Here is a 21,512-nt window from a genome sequence, read left to right on the forward strand (position 1 = left end):
CTAACACAACCGGAGCGTGATCCGTTTTGACTGATGCGGAGATGCGCGCGCCACGGGCGGACGCGACCCGTAACCGCGACCAGTTGCTCGCGGTGGCGACGCGCGTGTTCATGTCGGCTGACGCCGAGCCGTCGATGCGGGCGATCGCCCGCGAGGCCGGGGTCGGCATCGCCACGCTCTACCGGCACTTCCCGACCCGCGAGTCGCTGGTCGATGCGGTCTACCGGGACCAGGTCGTGCGGCTGACGACCGGCGCCCGCGAGCTGCTCGGCCGGCTGCCGCCGGCTGCGGCGATGCGGCGCTGGATGGACTTGTTCGGGGACTGGATCGCGACCAAGAACGGCATGCTCGACACGCTTCTTGCGATGATCGAGTCGGGCGAGATCGCCCATGCACAGACCGGGGCCGACCTACTGGCGGCCATCACCATGATTCTCGATGCCGGCCGCGCGGCGGGCGACCTCCGCTCCGACGTCACCGCCGAGGACGTCGCCGCCTCCCTCATCGGCATCTTCACCGTGACCCCCCGGCCCAAGCATGAAGCCAAGGCCAGTCGCCTGCTGAACCTCCTGATGGACGGTCTCCGGCCCGCCTGAACCCGGGCCAAGCCTTCATGCGTCGAGGCCCGCGGACGGGAAAAGTACCCGGAACTCCGTTCGACCCGGTTCACTGTGGACAGTCACTTCACCCTGGTGTGCGGCGACGACGGCGGCCACGATCGCCAGCCCGAGGCCGGTGCTGCCTGCCGCGCGTGAGCGGGACGTGTCCCCTCTGGCGAAGCGCTCGAACACCTCCGGCAATACGCTTTGCGGGATACCGGGACCGTCGTCGGCGACCGTGAGCACCACCCGTCCATCCTCAGTGGACAGTCGGGTGGTGACCTTCGTGCCGGGCGGGGTGTGCGTGCGGGCGTTGTTGAGCAGGTTCAGCACGACCTGGTGCAACTGGTCGGCGTCACCGACGACGAGCAGCGGTTCCGGTGGCACGTCAAGCAACCATGGATGGTCTGGACCAGCCACGTGCGCGTCGGCGACGGCGTCCATCACCAGCCTGGTCAGGTCCACCGGTTCGTACACACGATGCCGCCCGGCGTCCAATCTGGCCAGCAGCAACAAATCCTCGACGAGCGTCGTCATGCGGGCGGATTCCGACTCGACCCGGCTCATCGCGAACGCGACGTCCTCCGGCACATCGTCCGCACTGCGCCGGGTCAGCTCCGCGTAGCCGCGGATCGCGGCCAGCGGGGTGCGCAGCTCGTGGCTGGCGTCGGCAACGAACTGGCGCACCCGGCTTTCACTTTCCTGGCGTGCGGCGAGCGCGGCCGCGACGTGCCCGAGCATCCGGTTGAACGCCGCGCCGACCTTGCCGACCTCGGTCCGCGGGTCGGTGTCGGCTTCGGGCACGCGCATCGGCAACGCGACTTCACCGCGGTCCAGCGGCAATTCCGACACACTCGACGCGGTGCGCGCGAGCCGGTCCAGTGGCCGCATGGTGCGGCGCACCGTGGCGGCGCCGATCCCGCCGGCGAGCAGCAGCCCGCCGAGCGCGACGGCACCGAAGATCAGCCCGAGCTGCCACAGCGTCGCGGTCACGTCGGCCAGCGGCAGGCCGGTGATCAGCGTGCCGCCGAACGACGTGCGGACGGCGACGACCCGGTACTCGCCGAGACCATCGAGATCGACCGAGTGGAACGCGCCGGTCGGCGGGAGCTGGGTCAGCTCCCGCAGCTGTTGTTGCGGGATCGGGTCACTGGGGAACGGATCCGACGGCGTCGGCACCACCCCGCCGCGCAGGATGCCCGACCGCACCCCACCGCCCGGCTCGATCAGCACGCTGAGCGTGCCGACCCCCTGCCCCGGCACCCGCAGCGAGTCCGGCGGGCGCTGCCCCGGCGGGAACGACGGCGTGCCCGGCGGCGGCCCCCGGGTGCCGCGGTCGCTCGCCGCGACGAGCCGGTCGTCAAGCTGGTGCAGCAGGAAACTGCGCAACGCGACCTCGGTGACCACGCCGACGACCAGGCACACGACCGCGAGCAACGCGATGAGCTGCGCGATCAGCTTTCCGCGCAGCGAAGAGGGGAGGAACCTGCGCCTAGGTCGTGGGTTTGAGGACATAGCCGGCACCGCGCATGGTGTGGATCATCGGCTCCCTGCCCGCGTCGATTTTCTTCCGCAGATAGGAAATATAGAGCTCGACGATGTTTGCCTGCCCGCCGAAGTCGTAGCTCCACACCCGGTCGAGGATCTGCGCCTTCGACAGCACGCGTTTGGGGTTGTGCATCAGGAAGCGCAGCAGCTCGAACTCGGTCGCGGTGAGCGAGACCGGTTCGCCGCCGCGGTGGACCTCGCGGCTGTCCTCGTCCAGGGTCAGATCCCCGACGACCAGCGTGGATCCCTCGCGCGCCGCCACGACCCTGGACCGGCGCAGCAGCGCACGCAGGCGGAGCACGACCTCCTCGAGGCTGAACGGCTTGGTCACGTAGTCGTCGCCGCCCGCGGTCAACCCGGCGATGCGGTCCTCGACGGCGTCCCGCGCGGTCAGGAACAGAACCGGCAGGTGCGGCGCCTCCGTACGCAGTTTCGCGAGCACCTCGAGTCCGCTCAGATCGGGCAGCATCACGTCGAGCACGACGATGTCGGGACGGAAGTCACGAGCCGTGCGCACGGCATCGGTGCCGTTGCCCGCGCTGCGGATCTCCCAGCCCTCCATACGCAGCGCCATCGCCACCAGCTCGGCGAGCGTCTCCTCGTCGTCCACGACGAGCACGCGCACAGCCGAGCCGTCGGCGTGCCGCAGATCGGCCTTGCCCGCACCGGGCGCGGTGGCGTTCATGCTGGTCATCGTCCCATCTTCGGGCGCGCGCGTAAGGCTTACCTGTGCGCGTCCTGTGGGTTTGCTGTGCGCCAAAGGCCGCACAGCATGTCCCCACCTCGTACACAGGCTGCGCACAGTATGGGCACCGAAGCTGGTCCCATGAGTACCGAGACGACCCCCCAGCCGCCTCGAGCCTGGGGTGATCCACAACCGGCCGCGTCGAAATGGTCCGGCCGCAACACCGCGATCGCCATCGCGGTGGCCATCGTGATCGCCGCGCTCGGCGGGGTCGCGATCTACGCCGGCACGTCCGCGAATGCCAGCGGACAACAGGGTTTCGGCGGCCCCGGCGGAGGCCGCGGGTTCTACGGCGCCCCACCCGGCGGCGGGCAGGCCTTCCTGCGCGACGCGCTACACGGCGACTTCACCGTCGAGGACAACGGCAGTTATGTCACCGAGCGGATGCAGACCGGCGAGGTCACCGCGGTGAGCGCAACGTCGATCACGGTGCGGAGCAAGGATTCCTACACCCAGACCTACGCGGTCGACTCGTCAACCCGGAAGGCAGGTGACCCGGCGACCGGGTCGACCGTGACGGTGGTGGCGAAGGTTTCCGGTGACACCGCCACCGCGACCGGTATCACCGACGGCACCCTGTCCCAGCGGGGCGGATTCCCGGGCGGGGGCCGGCAAGGGGGACCGCCGCGGTAACAAGACTTCTCCGACCAACTCGCGGGTCAGGCCCGCTTCCGGAGGCACCCGGAAGCGGGCCTTTCGTATTCACCGCGCCAGGAGCGACGCGGTCAATAACACACGAACTTCGATAATCGCGCCGGTTACGCGAGGTCGAACTGCCCCGCCTTCACGCCGGTCAGGAACGCCTCCCACTCGCCGGCGTCGAAAACGAACACCGGGCTGTCCGCCAGTTTCGTATCGCGGACGCCGATCAGGCCGGTGCTGCCGAGGTTGACCTCGACGCAGTTGCCGCCGTTCGGCTCACTGGCGAAAGATTTCTTCCAGTCTCCCTCATCGAACAGCGCGGCGGCCGTCTCGGGGTCGTAAGCCAGTGGGCGCGGGTGTTCCGCCATGGGGTCTTACCTCCGTGCTTGTGCGGCGCTGCCGCGGGCAAACGGCCTCAGCGCCTGGTGCTTGGGGACTTGGGCAGGTCCAGTCGAGTGACCGGAAGACTGATCACTCGACACCAAGATTATTCCAGGAGTACGATTAATCCGGTCCACCGGGGTACGCCCAGGTGATCAAGCTGCTGTCCAGCAGGCAGGCGGCCGTACTTCTGGGGAGGTGCATCGTGCTCGGAGCAGCGGCTGACCGCGCCCGCACGGTCACCGCCCCCTTCATGGTGGTCGGCCAGGTCAACGGCCGCGAGCAGGCGGTCGGCGTCGCGAACCCGGCTGACGCGCTCGCGCACATGCTCGAGTGGTTCGGCCTTGACCGCGACGCCGTGGCCTTCTGGTATCTCCGCGCGGACTGGCCGTCCCCGGTGACGCTGATCGGCAGGCCCGTCGCGGGGCTCGTCGGCGAAACCCGCCGCTGCGTCCATCTCTTCCCGGCGCGACCCGGCACCGCGCTGTTCGACACCGTCACCGCGTGCTGTGGAACCGAGCTGTCGTTGACCGAGATCGAATGGGTGCGCCTCGGCGCCGGTATGCCGTGCGAGCCCTGTCTCGTCGGCGGCGCCCCGCGCGGCCATGCACTGGAGGGATGACGGAATGACCGTGAGGATCGGTGACGCGACCCGGCCGGGGCGGCGGCGTGACCGTTACGAGGACCAAGCCCCCGCGACCGATCGTCGTCGCGCGGCCGTCGGCGCGCCCCGGCGACAGCGGCACGTCTGGTGGTACCACATCGAGTTCGCGCTCAGACCCCGCTGCTGAGCTTTCCGTGCCACGGCGCGGTTTTCAGAAGCGCTTGGCCATTTCCTCGCGGTAGGTCTCGGCGAGTTCCTTGAGGAATTCCCGGGTTTCCTGACGCTCCAGCGCGGCACCACGCAGCCGGTCCCAACCGTCCACGAACAACTGGAAGTCCTTCTGGTCGTCGAGGTAGATCCCGCCGGCCGAATGTTCGATGTAGGCGAAATCCCTTGTGCGGTCCGGGAATCGCATGATCGTGAAGTCGTTGGGCACGGACGCGAGCCTGGCGTCGAACGGCAGCACGTGGATGTACACCCGCTGCCGCCGGTCGAGTTCCATCAGGTGCTCGAGCTGGTCGAGCATCACCGCCGGCGCCTTGCCACCGGGCGCGCGCCGCAACGCGGCCTCGCTGAGAATGAACCGGTAGTACGGCGGCTGCGGCTGGTCGAAAACGGCCTTGCGGTCCAGCCGGTTGCGCACGAGTGACGTGACGTCCGTGGCGCCGAACTCGGTGAACTGCTTGAGCATGTAGTGCTCGGACTGCAACGGCCCCGGGATGCGTTCGCCGTGCCACGTCATGATCTCGACGGCGGCCGGTTCGAGATCGGTGAATGTGCGGAACCAGTGTGGCACCACGGATCGGTAGCCCGACCAGTGTCCACGTTGCCCTGCCGCGGCGCGGGCGAGGTTCATCAGGGCTTCGGACTCTTCCCCGTTGATGCCGAACGCGTCCAGCATCGCCCGCACGTCACCGAGTTTGACGCCGACCGCACCGGACTCGATCTTGTTGACCTTGCCCTGGGTACAGCGCAGCACATCGGCGACCTGCTGCTGGGTCATGCCGGCTGCGGTGCGGGCGTGGCGAAGCTCATTACCGAGTTGCTTGCGCCGCGAAGTAACGGTGCTAGCCATCGCTCACTTCCGGGCCCCTCGACCTGATCACACACTGGATTGCCATAGTGACAGCCGCCAAGGATTCCAGGAAATCCGGGGGGCCGCCAGTTACCCAATGACCGAAAGTAGCCGAGCCTTGCGCGTTCATCAGGGCGTCAAGAAAGCGCGCTAGGGTTCGCGGTAGGCCAAAATGGAAGGCGGACAATGAGTAAGAAGGCGAGCATCGGCGTCACGGGACTTGCGGTCATGGGCCGCAACCTCGCCCGGAATCTGGCCCGGCACGGCCATACTGTCGCCCTGCACAATCGTTCCGAGCAGCGCACGCGCGATCTGGTCGAGCAGTTCGGTGACGAAGGTGACTTCATCCCGGCGTACTCGGCGCAGGAGTTCGTCGACGCGCTGGAACGGCCGCGGCAGATTGTGATCATGGTCAAGGCCGGTGCCCCCACGGACGCCGTCATCGAGGAGTTCGCGCCGCTGCTGGAAAAGGGCGACGTGATCGTCGACGCGGGCAACGCGCACTTCGCCGACACGCGCCGACGCGAAGCGGCGCTGCGCGAGCAGGGACTGCACTTCGTCGGCACCGGCGTGTCCGGCGGTGAAGAGGGTGCGCTGCACGGGCCGAGCATCATGCCCGGCGGGTCGCCCGAGTCCTACGAGTCCCTCGGGCCGCTTTTCGAGGATATTTCCGCCAAAGTGGACGGTGCGCCGTGCTGCACGCACATCGGTCCCGACGGCGCCGGGCACTTCGTGAAGATGGTGCACAACGGCATCGAGTACGCCGACATGCAGCTCATCGCCGAATCCTTCGACCTGTTGCGTGGCGCACTCGGCTACGAGCCGGCGCAGATCGCCGACGTGTTCCGCACCTGGAACACCGGGCGCCTCGACTCCTACCTGATCGAAATCACGGCCGAGGTGCTCGCGCACACCGACGCCGCGACCGGCAAGCCGTTCGTGGACATCGTCACCGACCAGGCCGAGCAGAAGGGCACCGGCCGCTGGACCGTGCAGATCGGACTCGATCTCGGGGTGCCGATCAGCGGGATCGCCGAGGCCGTGTTCGCGCGTTCGCTGTCCGGCAGCGCGAACCTGCGGGCGGCCAGCCGTGGGCTCCCCGGCCCGTCGCGGACTCCGCTGTCCGGCGCGGCGGCCGAGACCTTCGCCGATGACGTCGAACGCGCGCTGTACGCGTCGAAGATCGTGGCGTACGCGCAGGGCTTCAACCAGATCCAGGCCGGTGGCGCCGAGTACGGCTGGGATATCGATCTCGGTGCGGTGGCGAAGATCTGGCGCGGCGGCTGCATCATCCGCGCGAAGTTCCTCGACGACGTGTCCGCCGCGTACGCCGCCGAGCCGGGCCTGCCGACGCTGCTGACCTCCGGTGACTTCCGCAAGGCCGTGGAGGACGCGCAGGACTCGTGGCGTTCGGTGATCGCGACCGCGGTCCGGCTGGGCATCCCGACGCCCGGTTTCGCCACCGCGCTCGCGTACTACGACGGGCTGCGCGCGGAACGGCTCCCGGCCGCGCTCGTGCAGGGGCAGCGCGACTTCTTCGGTGCGCACACCTACCGTCGCGTCGACCGGGAGGGCTCGTTCCACACCGCGTGGGCGACTTCGGAGCGGGCCGAGTCGCCGGCCTGATCAGGACTTCCCGGTGATCGCTTCGAGCGCGCTCCGGAGGGCTGATTCGACCGCGTTCTTGTCGAGGCCGGTGGCGGTGAGTGGACCGTCACCGGCCTCGTTTTCCAGTAGTGCCAACAAGATATGTTCCGTGCCGACGTAGTTGTGCCCCAGCCGCAACGCTTCCCGCAAGGTGAGTTCGAGAACCTTACGGGCGGCGCCGGAGAACGGGATCACGCCCTCGGTCTTCTTCCCGGTGGCAGGTGGCAGGGCATCGGCCGCAGCGCCACGAACGTCCTCAAGCGACACACCCAGCGCGATGATCATCTTGGCTGCCAGTGCTGTGCCGTCGCCGAGCACGCCGAGCGTGAGGTGCCCTGGCGTGATCTCGGTGTGCCCGAGCCGGCGCGCCAACTCCTGTGTCTCGACGACGACTTGCTGCGCGCGCGGGGTGAAGCGTTCGAAGCCGCCGCTGAGGTCGACGTCTTCCACGCTGACTCCCTTGGGCACAAAGCGTTTCTGCGCGGCCTGCTTCGAAACCCCCATGCTGGCCCCGATATCGGCCCAGGATGCGCCGGATCGCCTTGCCTGGTCGACAAAATGACCGATGAGATGGTCGGCGATCTCGCCGACCTGCTCGGCCATCAGCATCGCGTCGGACAACTGCTGGAGGGCACCCGCGCCCGGGTGCTGGTTCTTGACGGACTCGATCAGATCGTCGAGTCGAACGGGACTCGTCATGCGTCAACCTTAGGTTGACGACCTCGCCGTCGTCAACCACCGGTTGACGAGACCTCACCGGATGGGCAACAGCACACCGCGCTCGCCGTCGGGCCGGGGGCCGAAGATGCGCCGGTCTTCCTTGCCGATGCGAACGTCGTTGATACTCGCCTCACGCCGGCGCATGAGCCCTTCGTCGGTGAACTCCCACAGTTCGTTGCCGTAGCTACGCCAAGTCTGCCCATCCTTGTCGTGGCACTCGTACTGGAACCGCACGGCGATGCGGTTGCCGCGGAAACCCCAGAGTTCCTTGCGCAGCGCGTAATCCAGCTCGCGCTCCCACTTGTCCCGCAGGAACTCGACGATCGCGTGGCGGCCGGTGACGAATGTGTCCCGGTTGCGCCACACCGAATCCTCGGTGTAGGCCAGCGCCACCCGCTCCGGATCCCGGGTGTTCCACGCGTCCTCGGCGGCCTGCACCTTCTGCCGGGCGGTCTCCTCGTCGAACGGCGGGAACGGTGGTCGCGGGCTCATCTCGGTACCTCCTCGTCGTCGGAGAACGTTCGTTCTCCGCTGTGCGCTATCGTAGAGAACGACCGTTCTCACTTGTCAACCGGAGGTTCCGTGGACCACGCCGAGGCCACCACGCGGGCGCTCGACGCCGCCGAGGAGCTGTTCTACGAGCGGGGCGTGCAGGCGGTGGGCATGGATGCCGTCCGCGCCGCCTGCGGGGTCTCACTCAAGCGCTTGTACCAGTGCTTTCCGTCGAAGGACGAGCTCGTCGCGGCCTACCTGCGGCGGCGGGACCAGCGGTGGCGGGCCAACCTGGCTTCGGTCGTCGAGCAGCGGACCGAACCCGCCGATCGCCTCGCGGGGGTCTTCGATTGGCTGTACGACTGGTTTTCCGAGCCCGGTTTCCGGGGCTGCGCCTTCATCAACTCGTTCGGCGAGCTCGGCACCACGTCGCCGGCGGTCGCCGTGATCGCCCGTGAGCACAAAGAAGAACTCAAACGCTATGTGGCCCGCCTTGTGCGGCGGCTGCCGGTCGATCATCCCGCCAGGGTGACCGAGCAACTGTTCCTGCTCATCGAAGGAGCGATCGTCACGGCCGCGATCACCGGGAACCCGGACTCCGCCCGCCACGCGCGCGCCGCGGCCGAGGCGATCCTGGCCGCACACTACTCGAACGGCAGGCCCACGTAGTTCTCCGCGAGGCTCGTCGCCGCGGCTGTCGAAGACACGGTATAGCGCAGCTGCGAGAGCTGGAGGCGACGCTGAAAGTCGTCGGCACCAGGGGCGGTGTGCAACATCGACGTCATGGACCACGAGAAGTGCTCGGCCCGCCACACCCGCGCGAGGCAAGTGTCCGAATAGGACTCGGCCAGCTCGCTTCGGTTGTGCCGCAGCAGTTCCACCAGTGCCCGCGACAATACTCGCACGTCGGCGACGGCCAGGTTCATGCCTTTCGCCCCGGTGGGCGGGACGATGTGCGCGGCGTCGCCGGCCAGGAACAACCGGCCGTATCGCATCGGCTCGGCCACGAAACTGCGCATCGGCGTGACGCTCTTGTCCAGGATCGGCCCCTCGTGCAAGGAAAACCCGTCCGACGTCGCGAGCCGCGCCGACAGCTCCGACCAGATCCGGTCGTCGGGCCACTCCTCGATCTTCTCGTCCTGGGGAACCTGCAGATACAGCCGCGTGACCTCCGGCGAACGCATGCTGTGCAGGGCGAAACCGCGCTCGTGGTAGGTGTAGATCAGCTCCTCGTGCGACGGCGGGGTACGGGCCAGCACGCCGAGCCAGGCGAACGGATACTCGCGATCGATCGGCTTCAACCCCGGGGCGGACGGCCGGCTCACACCATGGAACCCGTCGCAGCCCGCGATCACCGCGCACTGCAGTTCCCGCGGTTTCCCATCCACGTCGCGGTAACGCACCCGTGGCCGCTCACCGTCCACATCAGACAGTTCCACATCGGCCACTTCGAACTCGACCGGATGCCCCTTGGCCTCGTGCGCGGCGATGAGGTCCTTCACGATCTCCTGCTGCCCGTACACCATGATCGACTTGCCGGTCAGCTCGGTCAGCGCAATCCGGTGGTCCGCGCCGTCGAACCGTAGCGAAAACCCGTGGTGTGGCAAGCCTTCCGCGTCCATCCGGGCACCGACACCGATCTCCCGCAGCAGCTCGACGGTCGGGTGTTCGCACACACCCGCGCGCACTCGCCGTTCCACGTACTCGCGGCTGCGTGCTTCGAGCACGACGGCGTCGATACCTTCGGCGTGCAACAGGTACGACAGCAACAGACCCGCCGGCCCCGCACCGATGATGCCCACCTGGGTTCGCGCCACCTGAACCTCCTTCACCGAGCCGGCCGCGCCCTCGGCGCGCCGAGGCTACGCGAGATCCCCCGCGCGGCGGCGCGGACCGCCGGCACGAGCGTCCACGCGTCCGCACCCTGCGCCGGCACCACGATCGAGATCGCCGCCACCACAGTGTCCTCGGGCCCGTGCACCGGCGCGGCGACGGACAGCGAAACCAGCTCGACCTGCCGATCACTGATCACGAAACCGTCGCGCCGGACACCGGCCAGCACGCGGCGCAGTTCGTCCGGCGAGCAGATCGTCTTCGGGGTGTAGGCCTTCAACGGCCCGGCGAGCACCTTCTCCTGCACTTCGGCGGGCGCGTGCGCGAGCAGCACCTGCCCGACCCCGGTCGCGTGCGCGTCGAGCCGGCTGCCCGCCCGTGACACGACGCTGACGGCGTTGCGGCCAGAAATCCGCTCCACGTAGACCACTTCGGACGCGTCGAGGACAGCCAGTTGCACGTTCTCGTGCGTCGCCTCGTAGAGGTCCTCGAGAAACGGCATGGCCGCGTCCCGCAACCCCATGCCACGCGACAGCGACGCGATTTCCCACAGCCACAGTCCGACGCGATAGTGCCCGTCATCCTGGCGCTCCAGTGCGCCACGCCGGGCCAGCTCACCGACGATCCGGTGCGTCGTGGACAGCGGCAGGGCGGCCCGGCGGCTCAGCTCCGACAGGCTCAGCGCGGGCCGTTGCGCCGTGAACGCGCCGAACACGTCGAGCACCCGGTCGACGACCGACGGCGCCTGTGCCGAGGTGTGCCGCATCTCCTCAGCATAAGCCGCATTCCCCCGGCATCAGCCCCAGACGAGCGCGGCGGTCTCCACGATCCGCTCCAGCTTCGCCTTCTGCTGATCCTCGGTGAGATCGTTGCCCTCCTCCGTGGAGGAGAAGCCGCATTGCGGGGAAAGGCACAACTGATCGATGTCGACGTACTTCGACGCCGCGTCGATACGCTGCCGCAGCGAGTCGACGCTTTCCAGCTCGCCGCGTTTCGTGGTCACCAGGCCCAGCACGACGTACTTGCCCTTCGGCACGAAACGCAACGGTTCGAACCCGCCGGAACGCTCGTCGTCGAATTCGAGGAAGTAACCGTCCACAGTGAGCTCGTTGAACAACGCGTCCGCGACGAAGTCGTAGCCGCCCTGCGCCACCCAGGACGAGCGGAAGTTTCCGCGGCACAGATGAGTGGTCACGGTCATTCCGGCGGGTTTGTCCGCGAGCGCGGCGTTCAGCGTTTTGATGTTGCGCACATGCTGGTTGCCCGGATCGCCGCCCATGCTCGCCACGAGCGCCCGCTGCTCCGGGTCGTTGAGGTAGGCCAGGCTCGTGTCGTCCAGTTGCAGATACGTGCACCCGAGTGACGCCATGCCCGCGATCTCTTTCGCATATGCGGCGGCCAAGTCGGCGTAGAACTCCTCCAGCTCCGGATACACCGACTCGCTGACCGCAGACCGCCCGCCGCGGTAGTAGACCATGCTCGGCGAAGGAATGGTCTGCTTCGGGGTGATCCGAGAGTCCACAATGGACTTCAAATACTCGAAATGCCGCCCGAAGATGACACCGTCAAGGCCGATCTTGTCGTGCACCTCGAGCCCGGCCGGGCTCCAGTCGAGATCACCGGCCGCGTTGTGGAACTTGACGTGCAGCTTCCGGTCGCTCTTGCGGATGCCGTGCAGCTGGTAGATGAAATCCATGTGCCAGGACGCCCGGCGGAATTCGCCGTCGGTGGCGGACCGCAACCCGGCGGCGCGCTGCAATTCGACAACGCCGCGAATGGACTCGTCCTCGACGGCCCGCAATTCGTCGGCGTCGATCGCCCCGTTGGCGAATTTCTCTCTTGCCTCATGCAGTTTCGCGGGACGCAGCAAGCTTCCGACATGATCGGCGCGAAACGGCGGTGTTGTGCGCGGAGTCATACCCCGATCCTCGTCGCAGTCTCGCCATGCCCGCAACCCACGCTCCGCTGCCCGGAAAAGGGCCGTGAAGGACCCCTCCACGCGAAGTCCTTCACGGCCCGATCTCTACGCAGGCGGAGCAAGGACCACAACGGAGTTATGTCCGCCCATGCCGAGTGAGGACTTGACGGTCAGCCCGTCCTCGATCTCGGTCCGCCCGTTGAGCAATTGCGGGTGTCCCGGCGCGACGGTGGGTGGCGCCGGCAGGAAACCCCGGTCGTAACCCAACGCGGCCACCGCGGTCTCCACCGCCGAAGCCGCCCCCTGGCAGTGCCCGACAAGCGGCTTCACCGAGTAGAGAGCGGTTTCGGCACCGAACAACTCGTCCAGCATGGTCGCTTCGGCGCGATCACACTGCTTCGTGCCCGGACCGTGCGCGTTGAGGTAACGCACGGCCGAGGTCGGCACGCCCGCATTCGCCAGCGCATCGCGGAAACAGCCACGGACCTGGTCGAGACCCATGTCGATCGACGTCACATGATGCGCGTCGTGCGACATCGCGCCACCGAGCGCGAGCGCGTACGGCCGGCCCGAGTTCCGGGACAGCACGAACGAAACCGCGGCCTCACCCATGCTGAACCCGCGACTGCCCTCCTGGAACGGGCGGCACGCGTCGAGCGGCTCGGTGTCGGTGATCGCCACCCCGAGCCGGACGAAATGCAGCACGTTCTCCGGCACCAGCGACAGATCCGTCGCGACGAACACGACGTCGTCGACGATCCCGGCGTCGAGCCAGGCCTTGGCGGTGAGCAGCCCGGCGTTACCCGAGGCGCACATCGCCGACACGTTCATCGCGGGACCGTGGAAGCCGTACTCCTGCATGAACGTCGACATCGGGGTCGACGGCATGAGTGCCAGGTAGTCACGCGCCTTGAGGGTCTGCTCGTCGTGGTAGAACTCGCGCCACAAGTCCACCTCGCCGAGCACGACGGCATGCAGCAGGCCCACTCTTGGCCCTGGCTGCCAGCCACGCCGCTCCGCGTCGGCGATGGCTTCCCTCGCCGACGCCCGCATGGCCCGCGCGAAACGGCTGCGCCCGTCGATCGGGTCACCGCCGTCCGGAACCTTCGCGACCCAAGCCGTCTCGTCCCGGTCCTTGCCGTAGCCACCCTCCAAAGTGGCGGCCGACTTGCCCGAGGACAGGCCGTCCCACAGCACCTCCCGGCCCCAGCCGTAGCCGGTGACCGCTCCGATTCCGCAAATACCGATTTCTCGCGAGATCATCACTCGCCCCTCCTGTTCATTACCTCTACGATCCGTTCCAGGCGGAAACGGATCTGTTAGGCCAACGACCAGCGACTTCACATCACTTGCCGTGGCAGGCTGGAAGCGACGGGAAGAGTGCTTTCGTCCGAGGCCGATACTCCGAATGGAGTAGCGGCGGATCTCGGGCAATTCGGCGGATCGGACGGACCATGGACGCAAACGCCAACGGCGCGCACCGGCCCGGCGAGGTGTCGCTCGAACACGATCAGGTCATCGACCTGGCGCTGGCGGCCGGTCGCGGGGTCGTCTGGTCACTGGACTTCGCCACCGACCAGCTGTCCTGGAGCTCCGGGTTGGCCGAGCTACTCGGTATCCCGCAAGCCGAGGATACTGACCTGCGAGCACGCCTCGCCGAGTTGATCAAGCCGCTCGTCGTCACCGCCGGCACCACGGCCATCTGGGAAGACCTCGAGCTCGAGAAGTCCTATACCGCTCCCGGCGGTGACACGCGCTGGCTCCGGTTCACCGCACGCCGTGGCGACGGGCAGCTGTTCGGGATCGCGCACAACGTGACCGACCGGCACGAGGACCGCCGCGAGCTCGCCGATCTCGCCGACCGTTACCGGCTGCTCGTCGAGCTGAGCCCGGACATGATCGTCGTACATCAGGACCGGGCGATCGTCTACGCCAACCCCGCGGCGGTGAATTTCGCCGGCGGCGGCTCGAAGGCGGCGCTGCTGGGTAAGCCGATCACCGATTTCGTGGACCTGCTGTCGCAACCGGAGATGTTCGACCGGCTCAGCCGCCTGACCGAACCGGGGGCCACTTCGGAGCCGGCCGAGGCGATTTTCGTGCGCGCGGACGGCACGCGACACGTGATGGATGTCGTCTCCGTCCGCACCACCTGGATGGGCCGCCCCGCGTTCCAGGTGATCATGCGTGACGTCAGCGCGAAGAAGGCCGCCGAAACCGCGCTGCGCTACCAGGCCGCGCTCGTCGAGCACGTCAGCGACGCCATCATCGCCACCGACGCCATGGGGCGGGTGACCAGCTGGAATCCGGCGGCCGAGGCGATATACGGGCTGACCGCGGCCGGCGCGCTCGGCCGTCGCGTGGGTGAGCTGGTCGGCGCCCCGCTGGACCCGGCGGCGGTGTTCAAAGGCGGCGGGGTCAGCGAGGAGACCCACCGCGCGGCGGACGGCTCGGCGCTCAGCGTGCGGGTGTCGGCGGCCGAAATGGACGACGGTTTCGTGCTGGTGTGCGCCGACGAAACGGCGCGGCGCCGGATGGAACGGCAGTACAGCACGGTGGTCGCGTCCCTCGACGAAGGCGTGCTGGTGCTCAGCGCGGACGGGCTCGTCATCTCGGCCAATCCGGCCGCGGAGCGGATCCTCGGGGTGCCGGAGTCGACGATGGTCGGCTCGTCACCGCGTGATTGGCCGATCTACGACGAATCCGGGCAGCGGATGCCGCCGAGCGAGTACCCGGCGGCGCAGGTCCGCCGCACCGGAGTCGCGCAGCACGGGCGCGTGATGCGCGTGCTACGCCGCGACGGACGCAACGTGTGGCTGTCGGCGTCGTGCCGCGCGATGAATCCCGAGGACAGCGATCTGAGCGCGTACGTGCTGTCCTTCACCGACATCACCGAACGCCGCGCGATCGGCGAGCGTCTCGAACACGACGCCACGCACGATCCGCTCACCGGACTCGCGAACCGGACGCTGGTCCTCGACGAGCTGTCCTCGCGGCTGCACCGGCCGGAACGGAAGTCGATCGCGGTGCTGTTCATCGATCTCGACAAGTTCAAGGTCATCAACGACTCCCTCGGGCATTCCATCGGCGACCGGGTGCTCAAGATCGCCGGCGAGCGGTTGCGCCGCGCGGTGCGTGACGAGGACGTCGTCGGCAGGCTCGGCGGTGACGAGTTCGTCGTGCTCGTGTCCGATGTGCACGGTGAGCCGGAGGTCAAGGCACTCACCGAGCGCCTGCGTGAATGGCTGACCCGGCCGGTTTCGGTGGACGGCCGGAAGTTGCATGTGGACGCCAGCATCGGGATCGTGCTCGCCGGCCCTGGGGACCGGCGGGCGGCCGACGAGCTGTTGCGAGACGCGGATGTCGCGATGTACCAAGCGAAAACGCTGGGCCGCAGCCGGTACGAGTTCTTCAATGTGGAGCTACGGCGCCGGATGCAACGGCGGCTGCGGCTCGAACAGGACCTGCGCGACGCGGTGCGTCTCGGCAAACTGTGGGCCGCCTACCAGCCGGTGGTGGACCTGCGGACCAACGAGATGGTTGCGGTCGAGGGCCTGCTGCGGTGGACGCACCCGGTGCACGGCGCGGTGCCGCCGATGGAGTTCATCCCGCTGGCCGAGGAAAGCGACCTCATCAACCAGCTGGGCGCACATGTTCTGCGCATCACCACACAGGAACTGGCGGCACGGCGGGCGCGTGGCATCGACGTCGATCTCAAGATCAACCTCTCGACGCGGCAGCTGGATGACCCCGCGCTGATTTCCGATGTGGAGCACGCGCTGCACACGACCGGGTTGCCGGCGAATGCATTGTGCCTGGAGATCACGGAAAGCGCGCTGATGCGTGACTCGGCACTGGCGAGCGAAGCACTGGCCGCGTTGCGGGAACTCGGGGTCCGCTTGGCGATCGACGATTTCGGCACCGGCTACTCGTCACTCGCCCAGCTGCAACGGCTCACTTTGGACACGTTGAAGATCGACCGCTCGTTCGTGATGCGCCTCGGCGAGTCCACCGACGCGGAAGCCATTGTCACCAGCATCATCGCGATGGCACATGCGGTGCACCTGACCGTGGTCGCGGAAGGCGTGGAGACCAGGACGCAGCTGAACCTGTTGCGCGACCTGGGTTGTGACCAGGCTCAGGGGTATCTGCTCGGGAGACCCCGCCCGGCGGCGGAACTCTGGTCCTGATCCACAGCGGACGCCTCACGGCTGCTGCTTGATCACATCGGTGGCCAGCTGCACGATCTCGGCGCGAATGGCTTTCCACAACGCCGTCGTGGTTTGTCCACTCGACACGAAGCTCGTCAGCACGACTCCCCGGATCGCCGCGAGTGCGGTCACCATGGCCGATGCGCCGCGCGGTCTGCGCAGGAAATCGGGGGCGACCTGGTTGAGGAGCTCGCTCATCCCGACGGTGAGCTCCCTGTTCAACCGGTGCACGTGCCGGCGCAACTCCGGATCGGTGCGGCTGCCCAGCCACAGCTCGACGAGCGCGGTGAACGTGGCGCCGTCATGCAGCGCCCACAGCCGATCCACCAGTGCCAGCACGCTTTCCGTCTCGGTCGGGCAGTGCGGTGGGTCGGCCCGGAACTGCTGGATGATCCGGCCCGTCGCGTGTTCGAGACCGGCGACCACGAGTTCCGCCTTGGTGGCGAAGTAATGCGCCTGGGCGCCACGGGTCACCCCGGCGCGACCGGCGATCTGCGCCGCGGTGACATTGGAATAGCCGAACTCGACGAGACACTCGACGGTCGCCTCCAGCAACGCGGTCCGGGTCGCCTCTCGTCGCTCGGCCTGGGTGCGCCGCTTCACGCCAGCCATCCGATCACCTTATCGGTCTCCGGCAAGTCGTCTGTGAAAGCGCTTTCAGGCACCGCGGAAAGTCGCCCGGTACATGCTCGGCGAGACGCCGACCGCGGTTTGAAAATGCTGGCGTAGCGACGCGGCTGTACCGAAGCCGGCGTGCGTCGCGATCCGGTCGACCGGGAGATCGGACTCCTCCAGCAGCTGACGAGCCCGCTCGACGCGCAACTGGGTCAACCACTGCACCGGGGAGACACCGATTTCCTCGCGGAAGCGGCGGGTGAAGGTGCGCACGCTCATCGAGTCACACGCGGCGAGCTCCCGCAACGACAGCGGGCGGTCGAGATGCCGCAACGCCCAGGCACGCGCGTTGGCCGTGGAGGAAACTCCGGGCTCGGGCACCGGTCGGGAGATGAACTGGGCCTGTCCACCCTCGCGATGCGGCGCGACGACCGTGCCGCGCGCAACCTCGTTCGCGACGGCGGCGCCGTGATCGCGCCGGATCATGTGCAGGCACAGGTCGAGCCCAGCCGCGACGCCCGCCGAGGTCAGCACGTCACCGGAGTCGGTGTAGAGCACGTTCTCCTCGACATCGATCGCCGGATACAGCTCGCGCAGCTGCCAGGCCGAGCGCCAGTGCGTCGTCGCGCGGCGGCCGTCGAGGATGCCGGCCGCCGCGAGCACGAAGACGCCGGTGCAGATGGACGCGATGCGCGTGCCAGGCCGGATGAGCGCGAACGCGTCGGCCGGCGGACCCTGCAACGGGCCGCCCGTCTGCGGTCCGTAGTCGTCGGCGGCGGACAGCACGATCACCGTGTCGGCGTCGGCCAGCGCCTGCGGCCCGTGCGCCACGGCGATCGTGAAGTCGGCGTCCGTCTGCACTTCACCGGGCACAAGAGCGCAGGTCACGACGTCGTAGAGCGATTTGCCCTCGCCCGAGCGGGCCTGTCCGAAGAGCCGGTGCACGATGCCCAGCTCGATCGGCAGAACCCCGGCACGGACGAGGACCACGACGCGATGCATGGCCCGATCCTTGCACAAGATGGCCTCACGGCCACTGGTTGCGAGCTCAACGATTTCGCACGCTGGGGTCATGAAGGTGTTGTGGATCCATGCCCATCCGGAACCGCGCTCGCTGACGGGCTCCCTTCGCGACGAGGGACTCCGCGCGCTGACCGAACTCGGGCACGAGTACCGGCAGTCGGACCTGTACGCGATGCGCTGGAACCCGGTCGTCGACCGCGCGGACTACGACCTGGACCCCGAGACGCGATTGGTGGTCGCCGGCGAATCCGCGACGGCGTACGAGTCGGCGCGGCTGAGCCCGGACATCCAGGCGGAGCACAAGAAAATCGAGTGGGCTGACGTGCTCGTGCTCCAGTTTCCGTTGTGGTGGTACGGAATGCCGGCGATCCTCAAGGGCTGGGTGGACCGGGTCTTCGTGAAGGGCTTCGGTTACGGGCTCACCGGCGAGGACGGCCGGGTGCTGCGGTACGGCGAGGGCCACCTCGCGGGAAAGCGCGCACTCGCGGCGATCACTGTCGGCGGCCGACCGTCGAGCCTCGGCCCGCGCGGCGTGAACGGGGAGCTCGAACAGGTGCTGTTTCCGTTGCTGCACGGCACTTTCTGGTACACGGGGATGTCGGTGCTGCCGCCATTCGTGGTGCACAGCGCCGATCGCGCGGGGGCGCCGGAATTCGAGCGGGCGGTCAAGGAGTTGCGGGCACGGCTGGAAACACTCGAGACCGAGGAGCCGATCCCGTTCCGGACCCAGAACGGCGGGGACTACAACGAGAACCTGGCGCTCAAGCCCCATCTCGAACCCGGCGGCAGCGGTCTGGGGATCCATCGTTTCCAACGCTAAGGTTGGAATTCTGCGATTCGTGCGGTAGGCCAACTCCAGGGTTGGCCTAGACTGCGGCCGTGGCCTGGGATACCGAAGAAACGCGACGACGCCTGATGGAAGCCGCGATCGCCGAGTTCGGCGAGCGTGGACCCGAAGCGACCATGGCGGATATCGCCAAGCGCGCCGGCATCAACAAGGAGCGGCTGTACAACTACTTCGGCGACAAGCAAGCCCTGTTCGACACGGTGTTGTCCAACCAGCTCAAAGAACTCGCCGCCGCGGTCGGGCGGCCGGATGGCGACGTCGCGGACATCGGCGAGTTCGCCGGCCGTACCTTCGACTACCACCAGGACCATCCGAACCTGGTTCGCCTGTTGCTGTGGGAAGCACTGGCGCAGCGCCCGGCCGACAACCCGGAGCGTTCCGCGCACTACCGCGACAAGGTCGAGCGCTACGCCAACGCCCAGCGCGACGACGTCCTTGACGACGAAATCGACGCCGACTACGCCCTTTTCATGCTCATCGCGCTCGCGGCGTGGTGGGTCGCGGTACCCCAGCTCGCGCGGATGTTGACCGGTGCCAGCGCGGACAATCCCGCGGAGCGCGCCAGACGCCGGGCCGCCGTCGTCCGTGCCGCGGAACGCATCGCCCTACCCCGGACCAACCCTACGGTTGCAGATTGAGTTGGTGACCCTATAGCCTGACATCACCAACCATAAGGTTGGAAAATCTCAGGGGGGTTGGGCCATGCCTGATACAACAACACGCGTCGTGATCGTCACCGGCGCCGCGGCGGGAATCGGTGCTGCCGTCGCGTGGCGTTTCGCCGAGGACGGCGCAAAAGTCGTGCTGTCCGATCTGGGCCCCGGCGCCGCCGATGTGGCGGCGAAGATCGCTGCGGCTCATCCCGGCTCGGGCGCCATCGGGATCCAGACCGACGTCACCGACCCGGCGGCCTGTGACGCGCTGGTCGCGGCCGCCGTCGACCGGCACGGGCGGCTCGACGTGCTGGCGGTCGCGACCGCTGTGGTGACGCCGAAGTCGCCACTCAAGGATCTTGATCCAGCCGAGTGGGATCGGGTGATGGCCGTCAACGCGAAGGGACCGTTCCTGTTGTCGCGCAGCGCGGTGCCGGCGCTGACCGCACCGGGTGGCAGCATCGTGTACGTCTACTCGGCGACCGCGCAGACCGGCGCGCCAGGGCGGGCGGTGTACAGCGCGTCCAAGGGAGCGCTCGGCGCGATGATCAAGAGCCTCGCCCTCGAACTCGCACCCGACCGGATCACGGTCAACGGGGTCGCCCCGATGTTCGTCGACGCCCCGATGAACGACGACGCACTCCGTGCCGCGGCGGCTGAATTCGGGATCACCGTCGAAGAAGCGCGTGCGCGCCGGGACGGCGCCATACCCCTCGGCCGCCAAGCCACCTCACGCGAAATCGCGGACGCGATGGCCTACCTGACGTCCCCCCAAGCGGCCTACGTAACCGGCACAATCCTGGACATCAACGGCGGCATCCTGCTGCGCTAGCGGTGTGTCACGCCGACCATCCCGGACCTCACGAGACTGACGTCCCAGGCGGGATCCCGTGCCCAGGGGCCCGTCGCGGTCCGGATGGTCGGCCGCCCGGACGAAAGTCATCGTTGTCGCCACCCCGGCCCCGAACAGGACCTCTTTGTCCAGGCCAATACTGGTGTCCCGTTGGTCATCGAAAAAACCGCCCTGACCTGGGTCGGAGCGGCTTCTTGAAGGGTGGCCAGGGCCGGGGTCGAACCGGCGACCTTCCGCTTTTCAGGCGGACGCTCATACCAACTGAGCTACCTGGCCGGAAACGCCGGCTGCGTGCCAGACGCTATTGCGACCCTGACGGGACTCGAACCCGCGACCTTCGCCGTGACAGGGCGACGCGCTAACCAACTGCGCCACAGGGCCTTGCTTGTACTGCGTACTCCCAACGGGATTCGAACCCGCGTTGCCGCCTTGAAAGGGCGGAGTCCTAGGCCGCTGGACGATGGGAGCTCGACCGGTTTCGGCGAACCGACCGACCGCGCTCTCAGGTCCCCCCGGGAGCGATTACAAGCATAGGACACGCCCCAAACGGCCTCCAACCCGGTATCCCTAAACGCCGCAAACGCTTGTCTAGCTGGGAAAACCGGGCCGCGCCCCGCTCCTAGCGCTGCGCCGGCAACTGACCGTCCTCATCCGGAACCAAGCCCAGCATGTCCAACAGCAACGCGCAGTCCTCGGCATCCGTCGCGCCCGTCGCGACCGCGAGCCGGGCCCGCCGCACCTGATCGTCCGACACTCGCGGCGAATCCGGCTGACCCGCGCGCTGTGACGGCACCCCACCCAACGCGCTCGCGTCGCCGCCTTCGTACCGAAGGAGGAACTGTCGCACTTCCACAGACCCGCTCATAGCTCCTCCAAAAGCTTCGTACTAGCAACTTGCCGCGAGGCTAGCCAGAGAAATAACGGCACCACAGCCCCCCGCCGAGTGAACCTGGCCCACCCCGATGCCCACTCAGAGCCACGAACGCGGGTGAACGCACAGCGACGACAAGATGACAATCCGGCCGACTTTTTCACGTTCACCACTCGCGAACGGAGCCGGACTCATGTAACAATCACAGTGCTGACACACCCCCGGTCAGCGCCTGTGG

Annotated in this window: 23 protein-coding genes and 3 tRNA genes; 10 read left to right on the forward strand and 16 right to left on the reverse strand. The window is 67.8% G+C overall.

Annotated features, from left to right (window positions below; genetic code table 11):
* The first annotated feature begins 41 nt into the window (after positions 1-41).
* Positions 42-596, forward strand: coding sequence for a TetR/AcrR family transcriptional regulator (locus tag GKO32_RS18750; RefSeq protein ID WP_376765976.1), 555 nt, complete (start codon positions 42-44; stop codon positions 594-596).
* Positions 597-611: 15 nt separating this feature from the next.
* Here GKO32_RS18750 and GKO32_RS18755 read toward each other — a convergent pair whose 3' ends face one another.
* Positions 612-2,114: a sensor histidine kinase gene (locus GKO32_RS18755; protein ID WP_154758172.1), complete on the reverse strand. Its 1,503-nt coding sequence runs from the start codon at positions 2,112-2,114 to the stop codon at positions 612-614.
* On the reverse strand, positions 2,092-2,841 hold the full coding sequence (locus GKO32_RS18760) for a response regulator transcription factor (protein ID WP_154758173.1): 750 nt from the start codon (positions 2,839-2,841) through the stop codon (positions 2,092-2,094). The genes GKO32_RS18755 and GKO32_RS18760 overlap by 23 nt, the downstream gene beginning before the upstream one ends.
* A gap of 132 nt (positions 2,842-2,973) precedes the next feature.
* On the opposite strand from GKO32_RS18760, the gene GKO32_RS18765 reads away from it, so the two are divergent.
* Entirely contained in the window at positions 2,974-3,525 is a 552-nt protein-coding gene (locus tag GKO32_RS18765) for a hypothetical protein (RefSeq protein ID WP_154758174.1), read from the forward strand.
* Positions 3,526-3,650: 125 nt separating this feature from the next.
* Here GKO32_RS18765 and GKO32_RS18770 read toward each other — a convergent pair whose 3' ends face one another.
* Positions 3,651-3,902, reverse strand: coding sequence for a DUF397 domain-containing protein (locus tag GKO32_RS18770; protein WP_154758175.1), 252 nt, complete (start codon positions 3,900-3,902; stop codon positions 3,651-3,653).
* A gap of 164 nt (positions 3,903-4,066) precedes the next feature.
* Between GKO32_RS18770 and GKO32_RS18775 the strand changes: the two genes are divergently transcribed.
* On the forward strand, positions 4,067-4,537 hold the full coding sequence (locus GKO32_RS18775; RefSeq protein WP_312868102.1) for a hypothetical protein: 471 nt from the start codon (positions 4,067-4,069) through the stop codon (positions 4,535-4,537).
* Positions 4,538-4,541: 4 nt separating this feature from the next.
* On the forward strand, positions 4,542-4,706 hold the full coding sequence (locus GKO32_RS18780; protein ID WP_154758176.1) for a hypothetical protein: 165 nt from the start codon (positions 4,542-4,544) through the stop codon (positions 4,704-4,706).
* A gap of 24 nt (positions 4,707-4,730) precedes the next feature.
* On the opposite strand, the gene GKO32_RS18785 is transcribed toward GKO32_RS18780, so the two are convergent.
* Entirely contained in the window at positions 4,731-5,594 is an 864-nt protein-coding gene (locus tag GKO32_RS18785) for a helix-turn-helix domain-containing protein (protein WP_154758177.1), read from the reverse strand.
* 186 nt (positions 5,595-5,780) lie between these two features.
* Here GKO32_RS18785 and gnd point away from each other — a divergent pair, with 186 nt between their 5' ends.
* Positions 5,781-7,220, forward strand: coding sequence for an NADP-dependent phosphogluconate dehydrogenase (gnd, locus tag GKO32_RS18790; RefSeq protein WP_154758178.1), 1,440 nt, complete (start codon positions 5,781-5,783; stop codon positions 7,218-7,220).
* On the opposite strand, the gene GKO32_RS18795 is transcribed toward gnd, so the two are convergent.
* Both GKO32_RS18795 and GKO32_RS18800 read right to left on the reverse strand, forming a co-directional pair.
* Positions 7,221-7,940 (reverse strand): Clp protease N-terminal domain-containing protein, encoded by a 720-nt coding sequence (locus tag GKO32_RS18795; RefSeq protein ID WP_154758179.1) that lies wholly within the window; start codon positions 7,938-7,940, stop codon positions 7,221-7,223. It abuts the gene before it with no gap.
* A 54-nt stretch (positions 7,941-7,994) separates the two neighbouring features.
* Entirely contained in the window at positions 7,995-8,453 is a 459-nt protein-coding gene (locus tag GKO32_RS18800; RefSeq protein WP_154758180.1) for a nuclear transport factor 2 family protein, read from the reverse strand.
* A gap of 90 nt (positions 8,454-8,543) precedes the next feature.
* Here GKO32_RS18800 and GKO32_RS18805 point away from each other — a divergent pair, with 90 nt between their 5' ends.
* On the forward strand, positions 8,544-9,122 hold the full coding sequence (locus GKO32_RS18805) for a TetR/AcrR family transcriptional regulator (RefSeq protein WP_312868103.1): 579 nt from the start codon (positions 8,544-8,546) through the stop codon (positions 9,120-9,122).
* On the opposite strand, the gene GKO32_RS18810 is transcribed toward GKO32_RS18805, so the two are convergent.
* The 4 genes from GKO32_RS18810 to GKO32_RS18825 form a co-directional block, all read right to left on the reverse strand.
* Positions 9,098-10,270: a 4-hydroxybenzoate 3-monooxygenase gene (locus tag GKO32_RS18810; RefSeq protein ID WP_312868104.1), complete on the reverse strand. Its 1,173-nt coding sequence runs from the start codon at positions 10,268-10,270 to the stop codon at positions 9,098-9,100. The genes GKO32_RS18805 and GKO32_RS18810 overlap by 25 nt on opposite strands.
* A gap of 11 nt (positions 10,271-10,281) precedes the next feature.
* Positions 10,282-11,052: an IclR family transcriptional regulator gene (locus tag GKO32_RS18815; RefSeq protein WP_154758182.1), complete on the reverse strand. Its 771-nt coding sequence runs from the start codon at positions 11,050-11,052 to the stop codon at positions 10,282-10,284.
* Between the two features lie 30 nt (positions 11,053-11,082).
* The gene (locus tag GKO32_RS18820; protein WP_154758183.1) at positions 11,083-12,204 is read right to left on the reverse strand and encodes a 5-methyltetrahydropteroyltriglutamate--homocysteine S-methyltransferase; all 1,122 of its coding nucleotides are present in this window, start codon (positions 12,202-12,204) and stop codon (positions 11,083-11,085) included.
* Between the two features lie 105 nt (positions 12,205-12,309).
* Positions 12,310-13,467, reverse strand: coding sequence for a beta-ketoacyl synthase N-terminal-like domain-containing protein (locus GKO32_RS18825; protein ID WP_154758184.1), 1,158 nt, complete (start codon positions 13,465-13,467; stop codon positions 12,310-12,312).
* 191 nt (positions 13,468-13,658) lie between these two features.
* Between GKO32_RS18825 and GKO32_RS18830 the strand changes: the two genes are divergently transcribed.
* Entirely contained in the window at positions 13,659-16,391 is a 2,733-nt protein-coding gene (locus GKO32_RS18830) for a sensor domain-containing protein (protein ID WP_154758185.1), read from the forward strand.
* A 15-nt stretch (positions 16,392-16,406) separates the two neighbouring features.
* Here GKO32_RS18830 and GKO32_RS18835 read toward each other — a convergent pair whose 3' ends face one another.
* Both GKO32_RS18835 and GKO32_RS18840 read right to left on the reverse strand, forming a co-directional pair.
* Entirely contained in the window at positions 16,407-17,024 is a 618-nt protein-coding gene (locus tag GKO32_RS18835; RefSeq protein WP_154758186.1) for a TetR/AcrR family transcriptional regulator, read from the reverse strand.
* A gap of 45 nt (positions 17,025-17,069) precedes the next feature.
* Entirely contained in the window at positions 17,070-18,029 is a 960-nt protein-coding gene (locus tag GKO32_RS18840) for a GlxA family transcriptional regulator (protein ID WP_208024454.1), read from the reverse strand.
* 70 nt (positions 18,030-18,099) lie between these two features.
* Here GKO32_RS18840 and GKO32_RS18845 point away from each other — a divergent pair, with 70 nt between their 5' ends.
* The 3 genes from GKO32_RS18845 to GKO32_RS18855 all read left to right on the forward strand — a co-directional run bounded on the left by GKO32_RS18845 (position 18,100) and on the right by GKO32_RS18855 (position 20,382).
* Entirely contained in the window at positions 18,100-18,870 is a 771-nt protein-coding gene (locus GKO32_RS18845; protein ID WP_154758188.1) for an NAD(P)H-dependent oxidoreductase, read from the forward strand.
* 59 nt (positions 18,871-18,929) lie between these two features.
* The gene (locus GKO32_RS18850; RefSeq protein ID WP_208024455.1) at positions 18,930-19,535 is read left to right on the forward strand and encodes a TetR/AcrR family transcriptional regulator; all 606 of its coding nucleotides are present in this window, start codon (positions 18,930-18,932) and stop codon (positions 19,533-19,535) included.
* Positions 19,536-19,599: 64 nt separating this feature from the next.
* The gene (locus GKO32_RS18855) at positions 19,600-20,382 is read left to right on the forward strand and encodes an SDR family NAD(P)-dependent oxidoreductase (protein WP_154758189.1); all 783 of its coding nucleotides are present in this window, start codon (positions 19,600-19,602) and stop codon (positions 20,380-20,382) included.
* Between the two features lie 223 nt (positions 20,383-20,605).
* Here GKO32_RS18855 and GKO32_RS18860 read toward each other — a convergent pair.
* The 4 genes from GKO32_RS18860 to GKO32_RS18875 form a co-directional block, all read right to left on the reverse strand.
* Positions 20,606-20,679: transfer RNA gene (locus tag GKO32_RS18860), tRNA-Phe, on the reverse strand.
* Positions 20,680-20,710: 31 nt separating this feature from the next.
* Positions 20,711-20,784 (reverse strand) — tRNA-Asp (locus GKO32_RS18865).
* A gap of 14 nt (positions 20,785-20,798) precedes the next feature.
* Positions 20,799-20,871 (reverse strand) — tRNA-Glu (locus GKO32_RS18870).
* 151 nt (positions 20,872-21,022) lie between these two features.
* Positions 21,023-21,268, reverse strand: coding sequence for a hypothetical protein (locus GKO32_RS18875; RefSeq protein ID WP_154758190.1), 246 nt, complete (start codon positions 21,266-21,268; stop codon positions 21,023-21,025).
* Between the last annotated feature and the right edge of the window lie 244 nt (positions 21,269-21,512).

The organism is Amycolatopsis pithecellobii, from assembly GCF_009707865.1.
GTDB lineage: Bacteria > Actinomycetota > Actinomycetes > Mycobacteriales > Pseudonocardiaceae > Amycolatopsis_E > Amycolatopsis_E pithecellobii.

Excerpts from the sequence above, each read along its gene's own strand:
- GKO32_RS18750 (WP_376765976.1), top strand. The coding sequence starts at position 42 with ATGCGCGCGCCACGGGCGGACGCGACCCGTAACCGCGACCAGTTGCTC.
- GKO32_RS18755 (WP_154758172.1), bottom strand. The coding sequence starts at position 2,114 with ATGTCCTCAAACCCACGACCTAGGCGCAGGTTCCTCCCCTCTTCGCTG.
- GKO32_RS18760 (WP_154758173.1), bottom strand. The coding sequence starts at position 2,841 with ATGACCAGCATGAACGCCACCGCGCCCGGTGCGGGCAAGGCCGATCTG.
- GKO32_RS18765 (WP_154758174.1), top strand. The coding sequence starts at position 2,974 with ATGAGTACCGAGACGACCCCCCAGCCGCCTCGAGCCTGGGGTGATCCA.
- GKO32_RS18770 (WP_154758175.1), bottom strand. The coding sequence starts at position 3,902 with ATGGCGGAACACCCGCGCCCACTGGCTTACGACCCCGAGACGGCCGCC.
- GKO32_RS18780 (WP_154758176.1), top strand. The coding sequence starts at position 4,542 with ATGACCGTGAGGATCGGTGACGCGACCCGGCCGGGGCGGCGGCGTGAC.
- GKO32_RS18785 (WP_154758177.1), bottom strand. The coding sequence starts at position 5,594 with ATGGCTAGCACCGTTACTTCGCGGCGCAAGCAACTCGGTAATGAGCTT.
- gnd (WP_154758178.1), top strand. The coding sequence starts at position 5,781 with ATGAGTAAGAAGGCGAGCATCGGCGTCACGGGACTTGCGGTCATGGGC.
- GKO32_RS18795 (WP_154758179.1), bottom strand. The coding sequence starts at position 7,940 with ATGACGAGTCCCGTTCGACTCGACGATCTGATCGAGTCCGTCAAGAAC.
- GKO32_RS18800 (WP_154758180.1), bottom strand. The coding sequence starts at position 8,453 with ATGAGCCCGCGACCACCGTTCCCGCCGTTCGACGAGGAGACCGCCCGG.
- GKO32_RS18815 (WP_154758182.1), bottom strand. The coding sequence starts at position 11,052 with ATGCGGCACACCTCGGCACAGGCGCCGTCGGTCGTCGACCGGGTGCTC.
- GKO32_RS18820 (WP_154758183.1), bottom strand. The coding sequence starts at position 12,204 with ATGACTCCGCGCACAACACCGCCGTTTCGCGCCGATCATGTCGGAAGC.
- GKO32_RS18825 (WP_154758184.1), bottom strand. The coding sequence starts at position 13,467 with ATGATCTCGCGAGAAATCGGTATTTGCGGAATCGGAGCGGTCACCGGC.
- GKO32_RS18830 (WP_154758185.1), top strand. The coding sequence starts at position 13,659 with ATGGACGCAAACGCCAACGGCGCGCACCGGCCCGGCGAGGTGTCGCTC.
- GKO32_RS18835 (WP_154758186.1), bottom strand. The coding sequence starts at position 17,024 with ATGGCTGGCGTGAAGCGGCGCACCCAGGCCGAGCGACGAGAGGCGACC.
- GKO32_RS18840 (WP_208024454.1), bottom strand. The coding sequence starts at position 18,029 with ATGCATCGCGTCGTGGTCCTCGTCCGTGCCGGGGTTCTGCCGATCGAG.
- GKO32_RS18845 (WP_154758188.1), top strand. The coding sequence starts at position 18,100 with ATGAAGGTGTTGTGGATCCATGCCCATCCGGAACCGCGCTCGCTGACG.
- GKO32_RS18855 (WP_154758189.1), top strand. The coding sequence starts at position 19,600 with ATGCCTGATACAACAACACGCGTCGTGATCGTCACCGGCGCCGCGGCG.
- GKO32_RS18875 (WP_154758190.1), bottom strand. The coding sequence starts at position 21,268 with ATGAGCGGGTCTGTGGAAGTGCGACAGTTCCTCCTTCGGTACGAAGGC.